The organism is uncultured Ruegeria sp. (assembly GCF_947497005.1).
Classification (GTDB): Bacteria; Pseudomonadota; Alphaproteobacteria; order Rhodobacterales; family Rhodobacteraceae; genus Ruegeria.
The window spans coordinates 152,145-169,327 of sequence record NZ_CANMFF010000009.1; the positions used below are offsets into that span (position 1 = coordinate 152,145).

Sequence of the window (17,183 nt, forward strand, 5' to 3'; positions counted from 1 at the left end):
GCCCGGCGGGATTGCGGGCAGGTCTTGCCGTTTTTCAGGAGCTGTCACCTGTGGGGGGCGGAACATCCTTTACCAACGGCTCGCACAGAAGTTCGTCGACAAAGAAACTGAGCAACTGCAACCGGCTGGAAACGCCCGCCTTTCGGTACACCGCAGCGCTTTGCGCCTTTATTGTCCCTTCTTTGGTCTGCCGAATTTCGGCGATTTCAGCAATGGACAGACCTTTGATCGACAACATGGCGACATCACGCTCGGCGTCGGTCAGTTGCCATTCACTGAACTGGTTTTCGATGATCTGGGCAAACGCTCCTTGGGCCACGCGCAGCTGCCGTTGCATGTCGCGCACCCGCCTAGTCTGGGAACGGATCAGGGCGATTGTGGCGCTCAGACCTGCGACAAGCGCCAGCGCCAGAAACAGCTCAAACGAATGCAGGTAACGAAACCCTGCGTCGCTGCCACCGGTCCAGTCCAGCGCCGCATCGGTCATGAAAAAGGCGGCGCAGAGAGCCTGCACCACCAGAAGGAGCCAAAGTAAAGACGTTTGAGAGATTTTCATACAGCCCCTTGGATATCGAGAATTCAGTCGTCATCCTCTTCGAGCTCGATGGCGGTCACGACGCCGTCCGTGTCAGACAGGACGAGCTCAGTTTCCACGCCATCCTTGAGCAGTTCAACCTCAATCTCACCGTCTTCGAATTCGATCTCTTCGATCTGATACCCCTGCGCTTCAAGAGTTGACCGGATGTCGGCTTCGCTGGTGCCCAGTTTGTCGCCCAGTCCGACATTGGCCAATGCAAGTACCGGTGCTGTTGCGATCAGTCCTGTCAGCGTCAGCAGTTTCAAAGTTTCCATATCACATCTCCTTTTTGCGGTGTGGCAATGCAGTCGAACTGGGCGCGCGGGCTGGTCGCTGCGATTGGCTTATGGTTGAAACAGGGTGGATTAAACCAAAGTTTATGCTCTCCGGCGGCAGGTTCCGCCCACCATATTCTGGTTCCGGCCGATCTGTGATAGTTTGTTTTGGGAAACATACAGGCTTGTGACCAACGACGTCGGGCTTTCGGACTGTCTTGAACAGGAGAAGACCATGGCATTTACAGATTGGTACGTGGAGGGGGAAAGTTTCGGGAATTGCAATTGCGGCTATGCTTGCCCCTGCCAATTCGAGGAGCTGCCGACGCATGGCGATTGTCGGGGCTTTGAAGTGCTTGAAATCGGCAACGGGTATTTCGGAGAAACGGATCTCAGTGGAACCAAGGCTGCGTTGATTTACGCATGGCCCGGGCCAATATTCGAGGGTGGCGGTGAAATGCAGGTGATTGTCGACCCCGCAGCCACGCCGACGCAGCGCGATGCGTTGGAAAAGGTCTTTCACGGTGAAGAAACCGAAGAGATGGCAACGCATTGGTTCGTGTTTCGGGCCATGTGCGATACAGTGCATGACACATTGTACCTGCCGATTGAGTTTGAGATGGATATCGAAGGGCGAACAGCCAGTGTTACCGTCGGTGACGTTCTAAAGTCGACCGGGCGTCCGATTCAGGCTCCGCATGGCGGCGGAGAACATCGCGTACGCATTGATATTCCCGGTGGGATCGAATTCACCACTGCCGAAATCGGTAGCGCCACGACTCGCGCCGATGCGGCGATCAAGCTGGATTTGAAGGACAGTTATGGCCAGTGGCATGTGTTGAAACACGGCCCGGGTGGTGTCGCCCATTGAGGACTGGGGGCTTCAGGCTGCCTGCGCGGGTGTGAGTGCTGGGACCTCCCAGCGGGGAACTATCAGATTCCCCTGTAACGCACATACTTCAAAGGGTTTCAGCACCGGTAATACCGTGGATCCGTAACCGTGTTCCTTGTCGGGCAAGTCTGGGAAAAGCTCGAACAACTCTCGTCGAGTCGCCGGGGCCATGGCACTTAACGTTGTGTCGCCGGGAAAAAAAGACTCCGACCAGACACCTTCCACGTTCACCAATTCGTGCCGATCGAAAAGTATGTGAACGTACTCTACCCCCTGCGCTGGTGTTTCCTGAATGATGGTATGCCCATCGATCAGCCCTTTTGCCGGGGCCAGCATGGCTGCATCCCCAAACATTACCTCCATCATAGTCGACGTGACGGCGATCCGGTGTTGCGGGGAAACAACCAGATCGCGGCTGGGGCAGTTCGGTCCGAAAGTGCCTGCGCTGATCCGTACCGGGCACAGATGAGGGCTCTGTTGCAGCTCGTGCGCCGACAATCGACGCCTGCCAATCCAGCGCACCGGGCAGACGCGACCATCAGCGGTGACCACCGGATCACCGGGTCTCAGGGTTTCCACGCGGCGGGGCCCTGAAGATGTCTGGATCAGTGAATTGGCGGTAAAGCACACAAAGGACGGAAGCGTTTGGTACGCCGAAGGCTGAGCCGTGCCCGCAAAACCTGTATCCGATATCGTATCGTTCAGCTGGGCCTGACCTGAGGTGACGATAATGTACCGCGGGTTTGAAAATTGAAGCAGGATGAAGGTTACAGGTGTTCCGTTCACTGTCCCGGTATAACTTTCGAACGTACTGAAATTTTGGCTCGATCCGGCAAAGCCGGGCAGGGACCCAAGATCCAGCTGTGCGCCATCCGGGTCGGGGTCCTGCAAGAAGGCATCATTATCCGTGATTTCGACGGAATACGCAGCGGTGATATCAACGTTGCGATTGCTGAACGGGTCTGCACTGATTTCGAAAACGGTAATTGAGGCCACGGTCGAAGAGCATCCCTGAAAGCGGCAATAACATCCTTATGGTTGAGTAAATACATGCAATAAGTGTTAATAATTGATTTACCAAAACGAAGCGTCGTTTCGGTGGTACTGAAACGAAAAAGGCCCCGGTCGAAACCGGGGCCTTTTGCAGTCAGTCAGAGGGGGCAGATTACTCTGCGCCTTCCTCTTTCTTTTCTTTCTTCTCAGGAACGATCTCTTCGCCGGTTTCCTGATCGACAACTTTCATCGACAGGCGGACCTTGCCGCGATCGTCGAAGCCCAGCAGCTTGACCTTCACTTCCTGACCTTCCTTCAGAACATCTGACGGATGGTTCAGGCGGCGGTTCTCGATCTGGGATACGTGGACCAGACCATCGCGCTTGCCAAAGAAGTTCACGAAGGCGCCGAAATCGACGATCTTGACCACTTTACCGGTATAGACCTGACCTTCTTCCGGCTCGGCCACGATCGAATAGATCATGTCATAGGCCTTCTTGATCGATTCACCATCGGGCGAGGCGATCTTGATAACGCCGTCATCGTTGATGTCGACCTTGGCACCCGAGGTTTCCACGATCTCGCGGATGACTTTACCGCCCGAGCCGATCACTTCGCGGATCTTGTCGGTCGGGATGTTCATGGTCTCGATGCGCGGCGCGTGGACCGAGAATTCGTTGGTCTCGGACAGGGCTTTGCTCATTTCACCCAGGATGTGCATCCGGCCGTCCTTGGCTTGCGCCAGGGCTTTCTCCATGATCTCGGGCGTGATGCCCGCAACCTTGATGTCCATCTGCAGCGAGGTGATGCCGTTTTCGGTACCAGCCACCTTGAAGTCCATGTCACCCAGGTGGTCTTCGTCACCCAGAATGTCCGACAGGATTGCGTAATCGCCGTCATCTTCCAGGATCAGACCCATGGCCACACCGGCAACCGGTGCCTTCAGCGGAACACCCGCATCCATCATCGACAGCGAGCCGCCGCAGACCGACGCCATCGAGGACGATCCGTTGGATTCGGTGATCTCTGACACGATGCGGATCGTATAGGGGAAGTCGGTTGCCGCAGGCAGAACCGCCTGCAGGGCGCGCCATGCCAGCTTGCCGTGGCCGATCTCACGACGGCCCGGGCCCATGACCCGGCCAACTTCACCAACCGAATACGGAGGGAAGTTGTAGTGCAGCAGGAAGTTCGATTTGAAGTTGCCGTGCAGCGCGTCGATGAACTGTTCGTCGTCGCCGGTGCCCAGCGTGGTCACGGCCAGTGCCTGTGTTTCACCACGGGTGAACAGGGCCGAACCATGGGTCCGCGGCAGCATCGAGGTCTCTGCAACGATCGAACGGATGTCGGTGGTCGAACGACCATCTATCCGCTTGCCGCCCTTGACGACGTCGCCGCGCAGAATGCCAGCTTCCAGTTTCTTCATCGCCGAACCGAGGTTGCCGTCTTCCAGCTGCTCTTCGGTCAGTGCTTCCTTGATCGCTTCACGGGCAGCGGCAACAGCGGCGGTGCGCTCTTGCTTGTCGGTGATCGCGAAGGCGGCGCGCATCTGTTCTTCACCGGCGGCTTTGACAGCGGCGGACAGCTCCGAATAATCCGGCGCCTGGAAATCAAACGGCTCTTTCGCGGCGTCTTCGGCCAGCGAAATGATCAGGTCGATAACCGGTTGAATCTGCTCATGTGCGAATTTGACCGCACCCAGCATTTCGGCCTCGGACAGCTCGTAGGCTTCGGATTCCACCATCATCACGGCGTCTTTGGTGCCGGCAACAACCAGATCCAGACGCTGTTCGGGGTTCAGGCGCAGGTCCTGCATGTCGTCGACGGTCGGGTTCAGGATATATTCGCCATCCTCGAAACCAACGCGGCAACCAGCGATCGGGCCCATGAACGGCGCGCCCGACAGTGTCAGCGCGGCGGAGGCGGCGATCATCGCAACCATGTCGGGATCGTTGACCAGATCATGGGACAGCACGGTGCACATCACCAGAACTTCGTTCTTGAAGCCGTCAACGAACAGCGGGCGGATCGGACGGTCGATCAGACGCGCGGTCAGCGTCTCTTTCTCGGTCGGGCGCGCCTCGCGCTTGAAAAAGCCGCCCGGAACCTTACCGGCAGCATAGTATTTTTCCTGATAGTGGACGGTCAGCGGGAAAAAGTCCTGACCGGGTTTTTGCGCCCGCGCAAAGGTCACGTTTGCCATGACGCTGGTTTCGCCCAGCGTGGCAATCACGCTGCCGTCAGCCTGACGGGCAACCTTGCCGGTTTCCAGTGTCAGCGTCTCTTCGCCCCACTGCATAGATTTCTTTGTTACATCAAACATATGCGTATCCTAGAAGGGAGCACTCCCGGCCCTCCGGGTCTCCCGTTTTGCATGGCGGCCCCATTGCCGCCGATCCCATTTTAACTTTCGTCTGAGTGCCGGGATCAGGGCACAACGTCTCAGATACCGCGCGCATACATGAGAATGCGTTGGAAGGAAAGGGGAAGTGCCAAGTGTGGCCGGATCATGCAAAAACCGGCTACAGCTGTCACTGAAAATCAGATTGAAAGGTCCGGCTATTGATTTTTGATGTGAGGAAACCGATCTGTTTCACCTTTTCTAAAAGCAAATATTCTTACCCGCTTTTTTGGAGTTTTCTGTGGCGTTGCTATTGCGTTGACATTGAATTCTCAGAATAGGAATTTCACCGCAAATCAAAGTGCATTCGACCACCCTTGGAGGAATTAGTGTCAATTGTTGATGTTCTGGCTGCGCGTCTGATCGAAGATGTCAAATCCAATGACTTGTCGGGGAGTTTCCTGATGCTCGGACGGCAGGATTGGGTTGGTGTGCGCCGGTCGAACTCCGCAGCTTTGTTTCGGGAAGTCTTGCAGAAATACCTGCCCGGAGTGACCGAAACCGACCTTTGCAACTCGGATGATAGTTACTCGGAAACCTTCTTTCGAAAACTTGGGTTCTCCGAAGTGGACTCTCTGGATTATTCAGATTTTGAAGGTGCGAGTATCGTTCAGGACCTCGCCGGGGTTTTACCCGACAAGCTGGTTGGTAGGTTTGACGTCATTTATGATGGTGGAACCTGCGAGCACGTGTTCGACTTGCCGACCGCTTACAGAAACATTGATAAGATGCTTAAGCCTGGAGGAGTGTTTATTGCGCACTCGCCTTCGAACAATTGGATCAATCACGGCTTCTATCAGATTTGCCCAGAGATCGTGTACGGCTTTTGGGTCAACGCGATGAACTACGAGGCTCTGAAATGTGTGTGGCAACCGTTAAGGCCATATGCTGCGCGTAATGTGGTGAAAATGACGGACCCCAACAAGACAAAGAAGCGTCCGCGCCCGCTTGGATCGTTTAATGCAGGATTACCGGTGCTTTTGGATTATGTGGTCCGAAAACCGTTTGCTGATACAGGGACGCGTGCAAGTGTGTCGCAAAGTGACTATGCCACACGTTGGGAAAAACACGTTGAAAGCTGATGGCGATGTACCCAGATGGACCTGACTTGGCCGTTTTGAGTTTTCCAGCTGCTGTGATGAATTAAGAGGGGTAAGGTGTTTTGATCTCAGTTCAGATCAAGCATGAATTGCCAGCTGAAACAGTTTGTATCAACCCGAGTGGCAATTGAAATTCTGTCTTGTCATTTTCCGCGAATCAAAATGAAAACGCCCGCCAGTCGGCGGGCGCGTTGAACCGGGAAACCCGGTTTCGGGTCTTTTTCAAGAAGCTTAGCGGCGGATGCCCAGCTTTTTGATCAGGTCCTGGTAACGGGCTTCTTCTTTGCCTTTCAGGTAGTCCAGCAGCTTACGGCGCTGGGCGACCATTTTCAGCAGACCGCGACGACCGTGGTTGTCTTTCTTGTGGGTCTTGAAGTGCTCGGTCAGGGTGGTAATGCGCGAAGTCAGGATGGCAACCTGGACTTCCGGCGAACCGGTGTCGCCGTCCTTGGTTGCGAATTCTTTCATGACGCGTGTTTTTTCAGCGGCAGTAATCGACATCGGGGTCTCCTTCAATAGGTTAGAGTTGATGGCGCAGGCCGGGATGTCGTCCAGCACAGGCCCATGGAGAAATCCGCACCGATTCCGATGCGGATGGGCGCGTATAAGCGCATTTTCTTCAAATGGCAAAGGGAATTTGATGGCTCAGACCATCTGCCCATACTGCGCCAGTTGTGCTTCCGTGATCAGTTTAATGTCAGCCACAGTCATACCTTCGGCCCCGTAAACCTGCGCTACTTCCTGACCATTGACCATGATCCGCGTCAGGTTGGCGTTTTCCGCGTCGGGTTCCACTTCAATCTCTGGGTTGGTCTCATCCTCCCAGGTGACAAGCAGTTTGTCCTCACCAGGCTGGAATCCCATGACGGCGACTTCGTCATTGCCCGGGCTCAGCACGATGTCATCGGCACCCAGACCGCCTGTCACAACATCGCCGCTGCCTGCGACAATAGTGTCATCACCGGCACCCCCGTTCAGAAAATCACGCTCGGCAGTGCCTTCTTCGATGCCGAACACAAAGTCGTCCCCGTCTCCGCCAAAGACCACATCCTCACCTTCTCCACCGTTCAGGACATCGTCTCCGAACCCGCCCTGCAACGCGTCATCCTCAGCGCCACCTTCCAGAGTATCATTTCCCTGACCACCGTAGAGCTCATCTTCGCCCTCACCTCCGTCCAGAATGTCGTCACCGAAGTGGCCAAACAGGGCATCGTCACCTTCCTCGCCGAGCAACAGATCGTCATCGGCCTCACCATGCAGGACATCATCTCCGTGACCGCCTGAAAGCACATCCGCACCGTCGCCCCCGTACAGAACATCGTCGCCCTTGCCGCCATCAATAGCGTCATCGCCGCCGAACCCATTGATCTGATCCACTCCGTCTTGCCCGGTGATAGTGTCGGGAGTGTCGCTACCGGCAATCACGAGGTCTCCTTCAAATTCCGAGATCACAGTGCCGGTGGATGGGGTTTCAGCGTCAGGATCTATCGGGTCTTCGATGTTTTCGCCGATGTCCAGATATTCTCCGGTGCCGTGTTCAGTCGAAGCGTCATCGTCTGGATTGTCATCCGACACGTCGTCATCTTCGATCAAGATATCGCTCATCGCGTAAGCAGCACCGCCGATGGCGGCCAGTCCAATCAATCCGGCCAGAAACATGACACTCCTCCGATGGCAGAATGCTCCGAGGGTGATCATCCCATGCATTCGGCACTGAGGTCAAAGTCAACCTATTGAAATGGTTAATTCTTTATCACCACAGCTCGGGCTGTTGGGTGTATGCGATATAAAGCGGATGCTTGGGGTGACCATCCTTGGTCAGGCCCAGATGGAACAGTGGCTGGCCGGTTTCGCGCAAAAGGGTTTCAACCGCCGGCCCGCGCTCCAAATGCGCACCATGGGTGCCCCAGGCGGCGATGATCTGATCGGCCCATTGCACGCCGTCCAGAATAGCCCGGTCATTCTCTGGCCCCACTGGATCGGTGGCGGCGCGCATCTTATGCGGATCGGTGTCGCGCCAGGCAAAGATGTTGGTGACCTGAAAGGCACCGAACCCCAATGCGCGCGCGCGTCGTTCGCAGCGTTCCACCGTGGGATCGTTCTGTACCTCGGTTGCAGTCGACGGGTTCAGCATCACGAACAACGCCCTTTTCCCTTCCGGGTCCCAGATACGGGTCAGGCTATAGCGATACATTTCGCAGTCAGAATAAACGGCGGTCGAGGGCGCATCGCCCTTGATATGGGAACGGGTGATCATGCCTTTCGCCTAACACGTGGTTCAGACGACGAACACCCGGCTGGGATGCAATTCACCTGATTTGTAGATGCCTACGGCCACGGCTTTGCCATCCAGCGAGGCCCAGGCTTCGTCGCCATACTCGACATCCGAGGCCAGCACCATGCCCGGGTTGCCGTTGCGTAGCCGGGTCGCGCCTTCGGGGCTGCATTTCAGTTCCGGCAGACCCGAGAGACCGGTTTCCAGAGGGTGCAGGTAGTCGTCCAGCGCGGTCGTCTTGGCCATCTCATCGATCTGCTCGATACTCAGCCCGTCTTCTGCCTCGAACGGGCCGGACCAGATGCGGCGCAGCACCTTGACGTGGCCATGACACCCCAACGCCGCACCCAGATCGCGCGCGATGGACCGGACATAGCCGCCTTTGCCACAGGTCATTTCCAGTACAACGTGATCATCATCGGGGCGGTCGACAAGGATCAGCTCCTCGACCCAAAGGGGCCGGGCAGTCAGTTCCACATCTTCGCCATCGCGGGCCAGTTTATAGGCGCGCTGGCCATCGATCTTCACGGCCGAGAATTTCGGCGGGACCTGCATAATGTCGCCCAGAAACGGTGAAAGCGCCTGTTTGACATCTGCATCCGACGGGCGCTCATCGCTTTGTGCGATCACCTCGCCCTCGGCATCATCGGTGTTGGTGGCCTGACCCAGACGAACGGTGAAGGTATAGGCTTTCAAAGCATCAGTGATGTAGGGAACGGTTTTGGTCGCCTCCCCCAGAGCCACGGCCAGAACGCCTGTTGCCTCGGGGTCCAGCGTGCCGGCATGGCCCGCTTTCTTGGCGTCCATCGCCCAACGCACCTTGTTGACCATAGCCGTCGAGGTCATGCCCGCAGGCTTGTCCACCACCAGCCATCCGGAAATGTCGCGACCCTTGCGTTTGCGTCCCATCTTGCACCTTGCCTTTTGCCGAGGCGCGCGACCTATCGGATCACCATCGCCCTGTCAATTTGAAGGCCTATCCTCGACCACGCCGACAATGGGCCCCAGAGAGAACCCCAGATCTGAACGGCTATTGGCGCGGTCATACATTCGCGAGATATTGCCATCCAGAAACAGCGCGTTCGGGGTACCCAGAGCATCGCGGAACAGGCTGCCGAATTCGTGGAAGGTCACGTAATCTTCGGAGATTACGAATACAGCACGTGTGCCGTCGTCGCTCGTGCCCACACCGTTACGAATGTAGCGCGAGGTCGAATCAGGCAGGAAGCGCGGATGCAGCTCTCCGTCGATTACCAGCATCGGCCCGGATTGGGTGGCAAAGCGGCAGTTCGGGGCACGATCAACGTAATCCAGCGTCTCAAACACATCGGCGCGACCCTTGCGGATGCAGAACACCCCATTGGGCAGTAGCCCGAAATTGCCGGGGCCAGGGTTTGCGATGATGCGCATCTGCTCCTGTCCGTCTTCGACATAGTGACCCACGGGCGAGCGGTCGTCATGATACATGCCCGCATTCATCGCAAAGGTCAGCTGTTTGCCGTCGGGCACCAGCGTCTCGTTGACGGATGAGAAGTGGCCAAGAACGTCGCCATCCTCGCCGTTCAGAAACAGGCGAATGTCTTCGTTGGCTGCATCAACCTCGCAGACCGTATACCGCAAGTCCTCGTGGGTCAGCTTTTCGCAAGTCACTGCCTCAACTTGCGCGGCCCAGAGAACCGCGCAAAATGTGGTCAGCGTGCGGATCACTCGTCCAGATCGCGGCGCACCGCGTCCTGTTCGAACATGCGGCGGGTGTCGTCCAGACGGTCAAACGTGTCATCCAGCCGGAACCGCAGATCGGGCGAGAATTTCAGGCCGACCTTCTTACCGACCATGCGGCGCAGCTCGTGTTTGTTGCGGGCCAGCAGTTCGATCACGTCCTCCTGCCCTTTGCCGCCCAGAGGCAGCACGAAGGCGGTCGCGATTTTCAGATCGGGCGAGGTGCGCACCTCACCCACGGTGATCGACATGCGGTTCAGGTCTGGGTCGTGGACATCTCCGCGCGCCAGAACTTCGGACAGGGTGCGGCGGATCAGTTCGCCGACACGCAGCTGTCGTTGGGACGGGCCGGGGCCATCGTGAAATTTGTTCTTTGCCATAAACCCCGATCTAAGCCCAAAGCGGGGCTTTGCCAAGCGGGCGCGAACGAGGTAGGAGGCTTTGAGCCGAATTCGAGAAAGGACCAGCGCAATGACCCATATTCCGGGGATCGTCATCACAGGGGCTTCGGGCCGTATGGGGCAGATGCTGATCAAGACCGTGACGGACAGCGATCAGGCGCGTCTGGTGGGTGTTGTCGAACGCGAGGGTCACGATTGGATCGGTCAGGATGTGGGCACGGCGATGGGTGGCCCCGCACTGGGCGTCAAAATCACCGACGACCCGTTGGAAGCATTCGCGCAGGCGCAGGCGGTGATCGATTTTACCGCGCCCGAGGCAACGCTGGAGTTTGCCGCTTTGGCTGCGCAGGCACGGTGCGTACATGTGATCGGCACAACCGGAATGGCAGACGAGCAGATTGCGGCACTTGAACCGGCCTCGCGTCATGCGGTGATCGTACGCGCGGGCAACATGAGCCTTGGCGTCAACCTGCTGGTGCAATTGACCAAAAAGGTCGCTGCTGCGCTGGATGAGGATTTTGATATCGAAATCATCGAAGGGCATCACCACCACAAGGTAGACGCTCCGTCTGGCACAGCGTTGATGTTGGGCGAGGCTGCGGCCGAGGGGCGCGGCGTTACACTGACAGATGTGTCCGACCGGGGCCGCGACGGCATCACCGGCCCCCGCAAACGCGGCGATATCGGCTTCCACGCCATTCGCGGCGGCGACATTGTTGGTGAACATGACGTGCTGTTCGCGGCCCCCGGAGAACGCATTGTCCTGCGCCATCTGGCCAGTGACCGCGCAATCTTTGCGCGCGGCGCTTTGAAAGCTGCGCTGTGGGGGCAGGGGAAGGCGCCCGGCCAGTATGACATGGTGGATGTGCTGGGGCTGTAAGCCATAGACGAAGCGGTCGCCGACGCTAAGCTCTGACCCATGAGGATTCGGCACACTGGACTGGCAACCGGCGTTTGGCTTGCAGTGTTTTACCTGACACTGCTGCCATTCGTGGCGCATGGCGTTGGTATGATAGGCATTGGCCTATCGGAAGACGCAGCCCAACAGAGCTATCTGTTCGCGGATGACCAGTTCGTCGGCAATGCAGCCATGTTGGTGCATATCCTGGCAGGTACGCTTCTGGTGGTACTCGTGCCGCTTCAACTGCTGAAAGGGCTTCGGCTCGAATACAATCGATTGCACCGCGCGATGGGAACCGGATTGGTGGCACTGGCGCTGATCACAGGTCTGGCAGGCATGACCTATATCCCATTGCGCGGGACAATCGGTGGCCCGGTGATGTCCGCAGCCTTCTTTCTGTATGGGCTGTGTCTGTTCACGGCCGCACTGATGGTGGCGCGCATGGCCTTAGCCAGAGATCGAGCAGGTCATTGGGCGTGGGGTTTGCGCTTGTTCTGGCTGGCGCTTGGGTCGTGGCTCTACAGATTGCACTATACGCTATGGTACTTGCTGACTGGTGGTCTTGGGTCAGAGCCCGATTTCTCGGGCCCTTTCGATCTGGTGCAGAACTTTGCGTTTTTCGTGCCCTATCTTTTGGTTGTTCAGGTTTGGGTATCCAATAGGCGCAATGCTCATCATGGGACGTTGGCTACAAATCCCTGATCTTATCTGCGCGCAGGGGGCAGGCCAGATAGACGCCGAACTCTTTCCCCATATCGGCGCTGACACGGGCATGGACGCGCCCCTGCCGATCAAGGAATCGCTGGTTGTCTTCAACCGGGAAAATTCCTTCGTGCCATATGCCGGGATGGATATAGAGGCCGCGCGAGCCGTCACACCAGAACGCCACAACCTTGTCCGGGGTCAGATTGTCACCGGGCAGAGCGACAGGCACGATGAAGGGCTTGTTGTCCAGCGGCCAGAACATCTGCCCGCCATCCGGGTGGTAGTTCATATGCCACAACAGCACCTGATCGCGTGGCGCGGTTTTCCGGTCGGTCTGCGCGGCCTGTGGATCAGCGGACCAGCCAAGAACATAGTGACCTTTGACCGCTTCGTTCTCGCCGTATAGCACATCGCCCTGCCAGTCGCATTTGAACGTGCCTTCGACCCAACCACCTTCGTCGCCCGTTCCTTCGTCGATGGGGCGCCAGCCTTGCTGCGGCCAGCGCACAATTTCGATTTCAAAGGATTCAGGGTCGTCAACCAGGCATCCATAGCTCTTGACCGAGTCTTCCGTCGCCCGGATCAGAGGAACCTCATGCCACGGCAAAGAAGGTTTTGTGCTGGCTTCGAAGATGTATTCCGGAGCGTTCATGCTGACCCCAGATGCTTGTCGACCATCCGTTGCACCATCGGCGCGAAATGCGCAAAGTCCGGCGTTTCCATATCCGCGCGCTTGCCAGCTTCGTCAAGATACCGCACCTGAATGATCTCTGCCAAGTTCGGGTTGGCTTCGAAATCGGCAACCTCATCGGCGCTCATCGGGCCACCCTGCAATTCCAATGTATGAACCGAAGCTGTCGACAGCCGATTGAAATACTCCGGCTTTGTGGCGCAGAGATACCTCTTGGCCGCCACGTGATAGCGACAGCAATCAGTGATCACTGAGGGAAAGAACTGCTCAAGTACCTCGGCCCCTGCATCTTCGTGATGACGGTCTTCGGTGTCGTCCGGGTGATAGGTGCCGAACTCGGACGTGAAATGGCCGATATCGTGCAACAGGGCACCGACGATGATTTCTTCGGGCTGACCGTTCTGTTCTGCGATGGTCGCGCCCTGCAACATGTGCTCGGCCATGGTGACAGGCTCGCCCAGATATTCCTCGCCGCCGCGACGGGCAAAGATATCCCCGATGAAGGCTACGATATTTTCCCTGTTCAGGGTTGAGAATTCGGGCTTCATTCTGCCGCCTCCGGCTGCGCTGTCTGCATCGCAGCCAGTGTCGACAGCAGCCCGTCCTTGTCGGCATAGCAGCCCTGCAGCCAACGCGAGCCTGCGCCAGAATAGCCCAGACGCGCGTGCAGTACGCGGGTGTTGTCGACGATGAAACTCTCGCCGGGTTCCAGCTTGAACGATACGCCCATGGCCGGGTCGTCGATGATATCACCCAACTGGCGATAGGCGGCGTAGTAGGCCTCCATCTTGTCAAACGGAACGTCCACGAAAGGGGCAGAGGAGCGGTTGTTGAATCGGATGCCGATCAGTTCGCCATCGGGCGACAGTTCGATCATCGGACGACGCGAGCGCAGGTAAACACCGTCCGAGCCTTTGTATTCGAAGCGCGCCGGGTAGCCAGCCAGAAGGGCAAAGCCTTCGGGGTTCTGTTCACGCAGTTTTTCAGCGGCGCGGAAGCCATCGACCACGATCGAGTCGCCACCCTCGGCGCTGTTTTCAAGACAATAGAGGATTTGCAGCGTTGGCACCGGGTCGCGATAGGGATTGTCCGTATGGGCCTGCAGCCCCAATCCGGTATAGGCAAGGTTGGTCGGGTTCACCTCGGTCCGAACCTCAAAGTAAGGGCCATAATTGGTTTCGCGGACGTAGCCGAAAAGGTCGGCCACTTTAAGCAGCGATTCCGGTTCGGTCGGGCCATCTGTCAGTTTGGCAAAACCGAACTCTGCCACAGCGGCCAACCAATTGCGCTTGGCCGCAGGGCTGGCATGGACCTCGTTCCAATCACCACTGGGCGCGCCGATGCCGCGTTCCCATGTCGTGATGCCCGATGCGATGCGTCCATGTGCAACATCACGATCGCAGTCGTAGCTGTGTTCGGCCAACCATTCGGCCGGGAAGGTAACAGTCTTGCCTTCAGGCTGGAACGTGACCTGCAAACCGCCCGAAACAACCTCGGCTGCACTGACCGAGATGTTTGCAGGGATATCGCCGATGGTGATCAGACGCTGACCGTTACCGGGGGCGCGGGTATCGGCGTCCAGCGCATTGTCGCGCAGCCAAACGGCGTGAAAGCGAGCTTGGGTTCCGGTGTCGAATTCGACGGTGACGACCGACGTATCGTGGATGGCAGAGCGCAGCATGGGGGTCTCCTGTTCAGCGCGGGCTTTGGTTGAGCAGATACGTCGTTCATGGCATTACTACAATTAATCCTTATTTCGGCTGAGACTTGGAAAAACTTATGGCTAAGAAAAAGATCGGATTGCCGCCCCTGGACTGGCTGCGGGTGTTCGAGGCTGCCGGACGTCTTGGTGGATTCTCGGCAGCTGCTAAAGAGTTTGGACTGACGCAGGCGGCGGTCAGTCAACGGATCGGCAATCTTGAAGCCTGGCTGGGCCGATCCTTGTTCGTGCGCGAGGCGCGGGGCGTGTCGCTGACAGTGGAAGGCGAAAGCTATCTGCCTTTGGTACAGGACAGCCTGCAGGCGCTGGAGCGCAACACTGAAGACCTGTTCGGGAAATCCCCGCGCGAACTCAGGGTGGCCGGATTGTCATCGAACATTCATGCGCTTGTCCTACCCGCCCTGCCTGCCTTTCATCACTTGCAGCCCAAGGTTCGGGTGATGACCGACTCGGTCGCACGTCGGTCGTCCCTGGATGAGGAACGCACATGGCTGCAAATCCGTTATGGCCGGGGTATGTGGTCCGGGCGAGATGCGGCCCTGATTGCGCGCGAAGTCCTTGTGCCTATGGCCGCACCGGATATCAGCTGGGGCGCGCCCTTGATTGATCTGCGCGGCGAACGCCCCGGCTGGCGTGAGTGGAGCCAGAAATGTGGCCGAGAAGATTTGCCGCCTTCAACAATCAGCTTCGATTCAATGGAACACGCAATTTCGGCAGCGCGGCGCGGAATGGGAATGGTTTTGGGGTCGGTTCCGTTGGCGGCCGCCGATCTTCAGGAGGGTCAGCTGCGCAGGCTGGATTTGCCTGAACTGCAAACCAAAGACGGGTATTGGCTGACATGGCCCGAAGACCGGGCGAAGTCCAAAAAACAACGTGCGTTGATCGAGGATTTCCTGAAGGCGCTGCGCGGCTGAGCGCTCAGAAGTCGATGGCGATACCTTTCTTTTCCCAATCGCCGTAACGGGCCGGATCCGGCCCGTCGCGACCACCCAGTTCCTTGGGCAGCTTTGTGGCCTCGGCTTCGGCCTTGCGGCGGCGTTCTTCCGCTTCGGCCAGCGCGCGCTGGGCAGCAAGGGGCATATCTTTGCTGTTGTCACTCATGACATTGGGTTCCTTTCCGTCCATAGCCTTGATATACGCGCGCGTCCGCCAAAGGCAATGCGGGCTCAGGTCACATGAAGGCGGAACCATGTCAAACAGTGCAACAGCAGCACGGCGCAGCGCAATCTATCTTCTGGATCAGGTTCTGGGCGAAGGCCGCCTGCTGTCCGAATGTCTGGCGGCGGGTGCTCTGGATCGGCTGGAGCCCGAGGACCGCGCGCGCGCCCAGCGCCTGGCATCGGAAACGCTGCGCGGACTGGAGCGGGCCGACCGTCTGCTGGACAACCATCTGAATCGCACACCGGCCCTGACGGTTCACAACACGCTGAGACTGGGCGCGATCGAGCTGTGTAACGGTGAAGCCGCGCATGGCGTGGTGAATTCGATGGTCGAGATCATCAGCCGTTCGCGCAAGCATGGACGTCTGAAGGGCTTGGTAAATGCCGTTCTGCGCAAGGTTGCGACAGAGGGGCCCGAGGCGTGGCCGAAGATGCGTGTCCCGCGTTTGCCAGAGTGGTTGCGGGATCCGCTGATCATGGCGTGGGGCGCGGATGCCGTTGCCGGGATGGAGCAGGCGCATTTCGGGGGGGCGCCACTCGATCTGACTTTGAAGCCGGGGGTGAACGGCCCTTCGGGCGATGTGTTGCCGACAGGCTCAATTCGCTTGCAGGATGCCGGTCAGGTTTCGACTCTGCCGGGGTACAAAGCCGGGGATTGGTGGGTGCAGGATGCGGCAGCTGCTTTACCGGTTCGCGTTCTGGCGCCCAAGGCGGGCGAGAAGGTGCTGGATCTTTGTGCAGCGCCCGGAGGTAAAACGATGCAAATGGTCGCCGCCGGAGCGAATGTCACGGCTTTGGATGTATCGGAAGCCCGGATGGCGCGGGTGAGCGATAACCTTGAGCGCACCGGGTTGAAGGCGCAGGTCGTTGTCGGGGATGCGCTGGAACATGAAGGCCAATACGACGCAATCCTGTTGGACGCGCCTTGTTCGGCTACCGGCACGATCCGCAGGCATCCCGATTTGCCGTTTGCCAAAGATGGCTCGGAATTCGGCGGTCTGATCGAGCTTCAAACGCAAATGTTGGCCCATGCCTTGACTTTGCTGAAACCCGGCGGGCGCTTGGTCTATTGCACCTGTTCATTGCTGCCGGATGAAGGTGAGGTTCAGATCGAAGAAGCATTGGACATGTATCCTGGCATGACCGTGAATCGCGCCGCTCTGAACATACCGGGCGTCGAAGAGGACTGGATCACCGAAGAGGGCGGGCTGCGGTTGCGGCCGGATTTTTGGCCGGATCGCGGCGGATTGGATGGGTTCTATATCGCCTGTCTGAACAAATCTGCCTGAGCGCACGCTTTTCGATGACTTGACGATCGGCACCGTCTATCGTTGGGTCTCAAGCGCCAGCAGAGCGCAAGGGGCAGAGTAACA

Annotated in this window: 20 protein-coding genes; 6 read left to right on the forward strand and 14 right to left on the reverse strand. The window is 57.9% G+C overall.

Translation table 11 applies throughout. The features are described 5' to 3' along the window. Nucleotides 1-34: 34 nt before the first annotated feature. Nucleotides 35-556 (reverse strand): helix-turn-helix transcriptional regulator, encoded by a 522-nt coding sequence (locus Q0816_RS14580; protein ID WP_298851846.1) that lies wholly within the window; start codon nt 554-556, stop codon nt 35-37. Nucleotides 557-579: 23 nt separating this feature from the next. Beyond that, nucleotides 580-852: a PepSY domain-containing protein gene (locus Q0816_RS14585; RefSeq protein WP_298851847.1), complete on the reverse strand. Its 273-nt coding sequence runs from the start codon at nt 850-852 to the stop codon at nt 580-582. Nucleotides 853-1,087: 235 nt separating this feature from the next. On the opposite strand from Q0816_RS14585, the gene Q0816_RS14590 reads away from it, so the two are divergent. After that, a complete protein-coding gene (locus Q0816_RS14590; protein ID WP_298851848.1) occupies nt 1,088-1,723 on the forward strand; it encodes a DUF1326 domain-containing protein in 636 nt (211 codons plus the stop codon). A 12-nt stretch (nt 1,724-1,735) separates the two neighbouring features. On the opposite strand, the gene Q0816_RS14595 is transcribed toward Q0816_RS14590, so the two are convergent. Together Q0816_RS14595 and pnp are read right to left on the reverse strand one after the other, a co-directional pair. Next, on the reverse strand, nt 1,736-2,740 hold the full coding sequence (locus Q0816_RS14595) for a Hint domain-containing protein (protein WP_298851849.1): 1,005 nt from the start codon (nt 2,738-2,740) through the stop codon (nt 1,736-1,738). Between the two features lie 169 nt (nt 2,741-2,909). Continuing rightward, complete coding sequence (pnp, locus tag Q0816_RS14600; RefSeq protein ID WP_298851851.1) at nt 2,910-5,060, reverse strand: polyribonucleotide nucleotidyltransferase; 2,151 nt, start codon at nt 5,058-5,060, stop codon at nt 2,910-2,912. A gap of 407 nt (nt 5,061-5,467) precedes the next feature. On the opposite strand from pnp, the gene Q0816_RS14605 reads away from it, so the two are divergent. Beyond that, a complete protein-coding gene (locus Q0816_RS14605; protein ID WP_298851852.1) occupies nt 5,468-6,220 on the forward strand; it encodes a class I SAM-dependent methyltransferase in 753 nt (250 codons plus the stop codon). A 249-nt stretch (nt 6,221-6,469) separates the two neighbouring features. Here Q0816_RS14605 and rpsO read toward each other — a convergent pair whose 3' ends face one another. From rpsO to rbfA, 6 genes are all read right to left on the reverse strand, one after another. Then, nucleotides 6,470-6,739: a 30S ribosomal protein S15 gene (gene rpsO / locus Q0816_RS14610; RefSeq protein WP_298851941.1), complete on the reverse strand. Its 270-nt coding sequence runs from the start codon at nt 6,737-6,739 to the stop codon at nt 6,470-6,472. A gap of 144 nt (nt 6,740-6,883) precedes the next feature. Next, a complete protein-coding gene (locus Q0816_RS14615; RefSeq protein ID WP_298851854.1) occupies nt 6,884-7,897 on the reverse strand; it encodes a calcium-binding protein in 1,014 nt (337 codons plus the stop codon). 94 nt (nt 7,898-7,991) lie between these two features. Then, the gene (locus tag Q0816_RS14620; RefSeq protein ID WP_298851855.1) at nt 7,992-8,495 is read right to left on the reverse strand and encodes a DUF1643 domain-containing protein; all 504 of its coding nucleotides are present in this window, start codon (nt 8,493-8,495) and stop codon (nt 7,992-7,994) included. A 21-nt stretch (nt 8,496-8,516) separates the two neighbouring features. Next, complete coding sequence (truB, locus tag Q0816_RS14625) at nt 8,517-9,422, reverse strand: tRNA pseudouridine(55) synthase TruB (protein ID WP_298851857.1); 906 nt, start codon at nt 9,420-9,422, stop codon at nt 8,517-8,519. 54 nt (nt 9,423-9,476) lie between these two features. Continuing rightward, a complete protein-coding gene (locus tag Q0816_RS14630; RefSeq protein WP_298851859.1) occupies nt 9,477-10,220 on the reverse strand; it encodes a phosphodiester glycosidase family protein in 744 nt (247 codons plus the stop codon). Continuing rightward, the gene (rbfA, locus tag Q0816_RS14635) at nt 10,217-10,612 is read right to left on the reverse strand and encodes a 30S ribosome-binding factor RbfA (RefSeq protein WP_298851860.1); all 396 of its coding nucleotides are present in this window, start codon (nt 10,610-10,612) and stop codon (nt 10,217-10,219) included. Before rbfA ends, Q0816_RS14630 begins: the two co-directional genes overlap by 4 nt. Before the next feature lie 91 nt (nt 10,613-10,703). Here rbfA and dapB point away from each other — a divergent pair, with 91 nt between their 5' ends. Beyond that, the gene (gene dapB, locus Q0816_RS14640) at nt 10,704-11,513 is read left to right on the forward strand and encodes a 4-hydroxy-tetrahydrodipicolinate reductase (protein WP_298851862.1); all 810 of its coding nucleotides are present in this window, start codon (nt 10,704-10,706) and stop codon (nt 11,511-11,513) included. Between the two features lie 39 nt (nt 11,514-11,552). Continuing rightward, nucleotides 11,553-12,236 (forward strand): DUF2306 domain-containing protein, encoded by a 684-nt coding sequence (locus tag Q0816_RS14645; protein WP_298851864.1) that lies wholly within the window; start codon nt 11,553-11,555, stop codon nt 12,234-12,236. On the opposite strand, the gene Q0816_RS14650 is transcribed toward Q0816_RS14645, so the two are convergent. From Q0816_RS14650 to Q0816_RS14660, 3 genes are read right to left on the reverse strand one after another with little or no spacing between them, the layout of a single operon-like run. Beyond that, the gene (locus tag Q0816_RS14650; RefSeq protein WP_298851865.1) at nt 12,223-12,891 is read right to left on the reverse strand and encodes an ureidoglycolate lyase; all 669 of its coding nucleotides are present in this window, start codon (nt 12,889-12,891) and stop codon (nt 12,223-12,225) included. The two genes, Q0816_RS14645 and Q0816_RS14650, sit on opposite strands and share 14 nt — an antisense overlap. Continuing rightward, the gene (locus Q0816_RS14655) at nt 12,888-13,478 is read right to left on the reverse strand and encodes an HD domain-containing protein (protein ID WP_298851866.1); all 591 of its coding nucleotides are present in this window, start codon (nt 13,476-13,478) and stop codon (nt 12,888-12,890) included. The genes Q0816_RS14650 and Q0816_RS14655 overlap by 4 nt, the downstream gene beginning before the upstream one ends. Beyond that, on the reverse strand, nt 13,475-14,611 hold the full coding sequence (locus Q0816_RS14660) for a TauD/TfdA family dioxygenase (RefSeq protein WP_298851867.1): 1,137 nt from the start codon (nt 14,609-14,611) through the stop codon (nt 13,475-13,477). The genes Q0816_RS14655 and Q0816_RS14660 overlap by 4 nt, the downstream gene beginning before the upstream one ends. Nucleotides 14,612-14,709: 98 nt before the next feature. Between Q0816_RS14660 and Q0816_RS14665 the strand changes: the two genes are divergently transcribed. After that, nucleotides 14,710-15,564 carry a LysR family transcriptional regulator gene (locus Q0816_RS14665; RefSeq protein ID WP_298851868.1) on the forward strand — a complete coding sequence of 285 codons (855 nt, stop codon included), beginning with the start codon at nt 14,710-14,712 and terminating at the stop codon, nt 15,562-15,564. Nucleotides 15,565-15,568: 4 nt separating this feature from the next. Here Q0816_RS14665 and Q0816_RS14670 read toward each other — a convergent pair whose 3' ends face one another. After that, nucleotides 15,569-15,751: a DUF1674 domain-containing protein gene (locus Q0816_RS14670; RefSeq protein ID WP_298851870.1), complete on the reverse strand. Its 183-nt coding sequence runs from the start codon at nt 15,749-15,751 to the stop codon at nt 15,569-15,571. 88 nt (nt 15,752-15,839) lie between these two features. Here Q0816_RS14670 and Q0816_RS14675 point away from each other — a divergent pair, with 88 nt between their 5' ends. After that, a complete protein-coding gene (locus Q0816_RS14675; RefSeq protein ID WP_298851871.1) occupies nt 15,840-17,099 on the forward strand; it encodes a transcription antitermination factor NusB in 1,260 nt (419 codons plus the stop codon). The last annotated feature ends 84 nt before the right edge of the window (nt 17,100-17,183 follow it).